This window comes from Flavobacterium fryxellicola, from assembly GCF_900143245.1.
Classification (GTDB): Bacteria; Bacteroidota; Bacteroidia; order Flavobacteriales; family Flavobacteriaceae; genus Flavobacterium; species Flavobacterium fryxellicola.
Genome location: NZ_FRDK01000004.1, coordinates 254,747 through 260,746, shown reverse-complemented (window position 1 = coordinate 260,746; position 6,000 = coordinate 254,747). Strand labels below are relative to the sequence as shown.

Annotated in this window: 5 protein-coding genes; 2 read left to right on the top strand and 3 right to left on the bottom strand. The window is 37.2% G+C overall.

Translation table 11 applies throughout. The annotated features are described in order from the left end of the window. The first annotated feature begins 755 nt into the window (after window positions 1–755). Window positions 756–1,946 (top strand): BaiN/RdsA family NAD(P)/FAD-dependent oxidoreductase, encoded by a 1,191-nt coding sequence (locus BUA03_RS08950; RefSeq protein WP_066081385.1) that lies wholly within the window; start codon window positions 756–758, stop codon window positions 1,944–1,946. Between the two features lie 76 nt (window positions 1,947–2,022). Here BUA03_RS08950 and BUA03_RS08945 read toward each other — a convergent pair whose 3' ends face one another. The 3 genes from BUA03_RS08945 to BUA03_RS08935 all read right to left on the bottom strand — a co-directional run bounded on the left by BUA03_RS08945 (window position 2,023) and on the right by BUA03_RS08935 (window position 4,108). Beyond that, on the bottom strand, window positions 2,023–2,406 hold the full coding sequence (locus tag BUA03_RS08945; protein WP_066081388.1) for a DUF3037 domain-containing protein: 384 nt from the start codon (window positions 2,404–2,406) through the stop codon (window positions 2,023–2,025). Further along, the gene (locus BUA03_RS08940; RefSeq protein ID WP_066081391.1) at window positions 2,384–3,178 is read right to left on the bottom strand and encodes a HipA family kinase; all 795 of its coding nucleotides are present in this window, start codon (window positions 3,176–3,178) and stop codon (window positions 2,384–2,386) included. Before BUA03_RS08940 ends, BUA03_RS08945 begins: the two co-directional genes overlap by 23 nt. 75 nt (window positions 3,179–3,253) lie before the next feature. Next, entirely contained in the window at window positions 3,254–4,108 is an 855-nt protein-coding gene (locus BUA03_RS08935; RefSeq protein ID WP_066081393.1) for an NAD(P)H-hydrate dehydratase, read from the bottom strand. 223 nt (window positions 4,109–4,331) lie between these two features. Between BUA03_RS08935 and BUA03_RS08930 the strand changes: the two genes are divergently transcribed. Next, window positions 4,332–5,870 carry a S10 family peptidase gene (locus tag BUA03_RS08930; RefSeq protein ID WP_066081395.1) on the top strand — a complete coding sequence of 513 codons (1,539 nt, stop codon included), beginning with the start codon at window positions 4,332–4,334 and terminating at the stop codon, window positions 5,868–5,870. Window positions 5,871–6,000 lie beyond the last annotated feature (130 nt).

Genomic DNA, 6,000 nt, shown 5'->3' with positions numbered 1-6,000 from the left:
TATTTAAAGGAACGTTTGCCGTTGTTGCGGGTGCAAAACTAACACCTTTATACCGTTATTCAAGCTTTTTATTCGCTTTTTTTTATCGCTTTCTTTATACTGCATTTAACTCGCTGAAAATACGCTTCTTGAAAAAAAAGTTTTTTCTGATCTCTCGCTTCACTTCCTAAGCAATGCATGCGAAAATAACCAAAATCTAGTTTTTTTATAATTATATCGCTCTACGAGCGATTGGAAATGCAATCCCTTTTAGACATTTATTGGTTCTCTGAGCCGCTTTGTTAGGATCATAGACAGGATTAATTCTGAAATTAGGTCCTTTGCCTGCACTATCATCTAAGATAGGTTAAGCTTTTTATCGTCTGGGGAGTTGTTCCTTGTTTGTTTATTGCGGTACTTATTATAGTAAGACATTTTATACCTACCTATATATAAGGTACACCGAATTCTAAATCAATTATACAACTCCCCGCGTTAGGGATAGTAGCGCAAAGCCCGCAGCCAAGTGAAGTGTAACGCAACTTGACGAGGACTTGTAGCGAATAGCCCGACCCATTTTAAAAAAGAGGCTACTACACAATTAGATAATAGCCTCTTTTTTATAATGGGAAACGCCCAAGTTATAATCAAAGCTACTTTTTTAACTCTTTATAACTACTATTTGAAGTCATGAACTAAATCCATTATTTAACTACCGTAAAATTATTTAAAAAAGATTCTGTGTTAAACGCCAAAACAAACCCTATTTTTGCCATGTGAAGAAATCAGTTTCAATTATTGGAGGAGGTCCCGCAGCACTTATACTCGCTGCATCGCTCGATTGCAAAAAATTCAAGGTCACTTTATATGAGAAAAACAAAACAGTAGGAAGAAAATTTCTAGTGGCTGGAAAGGGAGGTTTTAATCTGACTCATTCAGAACCCATCACGGAACTTATAGCGCGATATACTCCCGCGCATTTTTTACGTGAAGCGCTAGATGAATTTGATAATCACGATTTTCGAAACTGGCTCGATTCCATTGGCGTTCCAACATACGTAGGCAGCAGCAAACGCGTGTATCCTGTAATCGGGATCAAACCTATAACGGTCCTGAACGCAATCATAACTGTTCTAGAAAAACAAACGGTTGATATCCGTTATAATCATATCTGGACAGGCTGGACCTCTAAAGGCGCTCTCGTTTTCAATACTGATACTGAAATACAATCTGATTATACCATTTTTGCTTTGGGTGGAGGCAGTTGGAAAATAACCGGTTCTGACGGGACATGGCTTGCCACATTTAAAAAGCAAGATATTCCTGTAGCACCGTTTCAATCTTCTAATTGCGGCTACCACGTAAATTGGCCGAAAGATTTTATTATTGAACACGAAGGCAGTCCCGTTAAAAATATTGCCATTAGCTGTTTGAATAAAAGTCAAAAAGGCGAAGCGGTCATTACGCATTTTGGATTAGAAGGCAATGCCATATATGCCCTGAGTCCACAGATTCGTGAAGAACTTGAAAAACACCAAAAAGCCATTGTTTGCATAGATCTAAAGCCTTCTTTAAGTTACACTGACGTACTTCATAAGATCCAAAAATCAATCTTCAAAAAGACGAGCGAAACACTTCAAAAAGAGGTTAAATTAAGTTCTGTGCAGATTGGGCTTTTGAAAAATTACCTTTCAAAAGAAACCTACCTTAATCCAGAATTATTAGCACAACACATTAAAGAGCTACCTATCGAAATTATGGGTTCATCACTTTTGAATGAGGCAATATCTACATCGGGCGGCATCCACCTTACTGCTGTGGATGAACATTTTGAATTAAAAAAAATGAAAAGGCATTATTGTATTGGGGAAATGTTAGACTGGGATGCCCCTACGGGAGGCTACCTTCTTCAAGCTAGCTTTAGCATGGGCAAGTATCTTGCAAAGCATTTAAACAGTCTTCATTAATTTTTTTTTCTATTGTTGCCTGCGAAAAATTATATTATTAAACGAAACGGCTTTTAAAAAATTTATTTTCCTTTATTTACAACACCATTTCTTCAAATAAGCGTTGCGTTGTGTGTTCTAAATCAGCGCACAACCCTGGATGTGGTCTTGAGGTTTGAATAGATGAACTTCGAAGCGCAGTTAACCAGCGAAAACGGGATGGAATATCAAATTGCGCAATAGGTCCACCAGTTTTAGCTCCATTACCAATTTTTTGAAACGCTTCTAAATTTAATTGCAGTTGTCCTAAGTCTAATTCACTTGCAAAAACTTTGAGTTTTGATTCGTCTATAGCATAAATCATCTTTATATATTTTGCTTTTTTACAAAAAAGAACAATACCCACATTAAGGAATTCTTCGCGTTCTACCCTTGGTACAACCCGTATCACGGAGTATTCATATAAGTGTTTCTCTTGCATTTTGGGCTTCATTTATAAAAATTTCAGAATGGTTCAATCGGATTAATAAAAACTGTAGATAGACCTCTCGAAGCGCTTCGGGAGTTTCATCGCTATCTTCCCAATTGAGCCATTCCTCAGGAATAAGGTTAACAATAGACCGTAAGACTTCTTGTGTCAAAATAGTTTTGAATAAACTATCGGTTTCTTTTAGCAGCGCAGCTTGTGGCAATAAAACATGATCCTTTATCAGCGCAAAAGGACTTTGAGCCTGTTTTTCCCAATTGGTCCACGAATGATGAAAATACAAACATGCACCATGGTCAATTAGCCATAATTCTTTGTGCCACATAAGCATATTAGTATTTCTAAACGTACGATCCACATTAGTAATATATGCATCCAACCACACTACCTGGGAGGCTAATTTTGAATCGACAACAGTGACAACGGGATCATAATTAATGGCTCCTGATAAAAAATGCAATGCTAAATTAAGTCCTTGACTGCCTTGTAATAAATCTTGAATTTCTTCATCAGCTTCTGTTCTGCCAAATGCTTCGTCCAGATTAGCATACACCAATTCTGGAATTTTCAATTTTAAAACACGTGCAATTTCTCCACCAATCAATTCGGCGATTAAGGCTTTGACGCCATGTCCGGCACCTTTGAATTTTAAAACGTATTTAAAATCATCATCGGCTTCCGCCAAAGCGGGTAACGAACCGCCTTCTCGCAAAGGAGTAATATATCGGGTAACATTTACAGTTCTTAGATGGGGGTTGTTTTCCATACTCTAATTTTAATTACGCTTTTTACGTTGCTACAAACTTACAAATAACTGTGATGGATTTAATAGCTGCTATTGTTATTTCTGAGCATTTTGTAAAGTCAAATACGCTTTACCAATATTCTCAATAATATCCGAAGCTATAAAAGACTGATAACCCGTTTCCGGCAACGCAATATCAGCTGTTAAACCGTGAAGATAAACACCTAGAATCGCCGCATTCACCGGTTCATAGGATTGTGCCAATAAACTGGTAATCATGCCAGTTAAAACATCCCCGCTTCCTGCCGTTGCAAGCGCGGCATTTCCAGTGGTATTTTCATAAATTGTTTCGCCATCAATAGTATGCGTCGGTACGCCTTTCATCACTACAATCAAATTATATTGCTTCGAAAAGGCTTTCGTTTTCTCGAATTTTTCTTCCTCTGAACTCCACTTTCCTAACAGTCGCTCTAATTCTTTAAGATGGGGTGTTATAATGGTTTTTGGAGCCAATAAAGAAAGCCATGATTTGTTTTGGGATAAAATATTCAACGCATCAGCATCGATTACTAAAGGGGTTTTATTGATTTTCAGAAATTCGTGAAACGCCTTTTGTGTGCTTTGTTCCTGACCCATTCCAGGCCCAATTCCAATGGCTTGAGGTACAATATCAACCTTAATTTTCGAAATAAAATTTTCTTGAACATCTGTCAAAACCATCACTTCGGGAATACTCATTTGAACAATTTCATACCCACATTTGGGAACAAAAGTAGTTACTAAACCGCAACCAGTTTTCAGCGCTGCTTTGGAGGAAAGGCAAACGGAACCAATCTTTCCATAGCTTCCGCCAATGAATAAAGCATGACCTTGAATGCCTTTATGCGTGTTTTTATCAATGTCTTTATAGCGTTTGAGTATTTCTTTTTGGTTAATATAAATGGTATTCATAATAGGATTTGTTTGTCTAAAATTACACATTTTAAATCAAAATTCTATATCCCACTATGAAATTTGGGAATCTACATTTTCTAAGAATCACCAGGTTTATTTAAAGATAAAATTTAATCCACAACTATTTCTTAAAATATTATAGTAGCGCTTTTTGTTCCTACTTTAAAAAAGGATACATTAGTCTTTCTTAAACTACCATTAAAACCAGTTAAATCATCTTATGAAAAAAACACTATTTTTATTAGTACTCACTGCATTTATAAATCATTCGTACGCGCAACAAACAGGTTCTGAATCGAAAGAAACAAAAGGCATCGCTAAAGACGAAAAACCTTCTCCCGCAAATCTCGTGTTCAATCCCGATCAAAATGTGGTTACAGAACACACCACAACTATAAAAGGACAAAAGATTTCCTATAAAGCAACCACAGGCACCATGCCGGTTTGGGATGAAGATGGAAAAGCAATAGCCGGATTATTTTATACCTATTATGAACGCTCCGATGTTAAAGATCGCGCTTCACGCCCACTAGTGATTTCTTTTAACGGCGGCCCAGGATCAGCTTCCGTCTGGATGCAAATCGCGTACACCGGTCCTAGTTTATTAAATATTGATGAGGAAGGATATCCTTTGCAACCATACGGAATCAAAGAAAATCCTTATTCTATTTTAGATGTGGCGGATATTGTTTTTGTAAATCCCGTTAACACTGCCTATTCCAGAGCAACAAGTAAAGAGATTCCAGCTACTAAATTTTTTGGAATAAATGCCGACATCAAATACTTAGCCGATTGGATTGGCGTATTTGTCACTCGCACGAACCGTTGGTCATCGCCAAAATATCTTATTGGTGAAAGCTATGGTTCCACTCGTGTTTCTGGATTAGCGCTACAATTACAAAACAATCAGTGGATGTACCTTAATGGAGTGATATTAGTTTCCCCAACAGAGTTGGGAATAACGCGCGGAGTAGCCGCAGATGCAGCGCTCAAATTACCCTATTTTGCAGCGACAGCTTGGTATCATAAAATGCTGCCACCCGATTTACAGAATAAAGATTTGACTGATATGCTTCCGGAAGTTGAAGATTTTACCATCAATGAACTGCTTCCTTCTTTAAGCAAAGGTGGCTCACTTGACGAGCAAAAAAGGACAGCGATAGCCGCTAAAATAGCGCGCTATTCCGGTATTTCGGAAAAAGTGGTTCTGCAAAATAATCTGGATGTTCCTTATAGTTATTTCTGGAAAGAATTGTTACGTGATAAGGGATTTACTGTGGGAAGACTGGATTCTCGTTATAAAGGAATTGATCGCAAAGATTCTGGAGACAGTCCAGATTTTAATGCCGAACTCACTTCTTGGCTGCATTCCTTTACACCTGCTATCAATATGTACATTCGTAACAATTTGAATTATAAAACCGATTTCAAATATAATATGTTTGGTTCCGTTCATCCTTGGGATAATTCTAATGATGCAACAGGAGAAAATTTGCGTCAGGCCATGACACAAAATCCTTATTTAAATGTACTGGTTCAATCTGGATATTATGATGGTGCTTGTGATTATTTTAATGCAAAATACAATTTATGGCAAATGGATCCCAGCGGAAAGCTAAAAGACAGAATGAGTTGGAAAGGCTACCGAAGCGGACACATGATGTATTTAAGAAAAAAAGATTTGGAAACCGCAAATGAAGACATTAGAGCATTCATTAAACAATCATTACCCAAAAGTGGAGTATCTGCAAAGTACTAAGATTATCCGGTTTTAGACAAAAAAGACACGTCAAACCCATTTTGACTTGTCTTTTTTTGTTTAGTCAACGAAAACAAGTTTTTTAAAAAAGGATGAAATTAAACAGACAAATGCCCTAGCCCAGATAGCA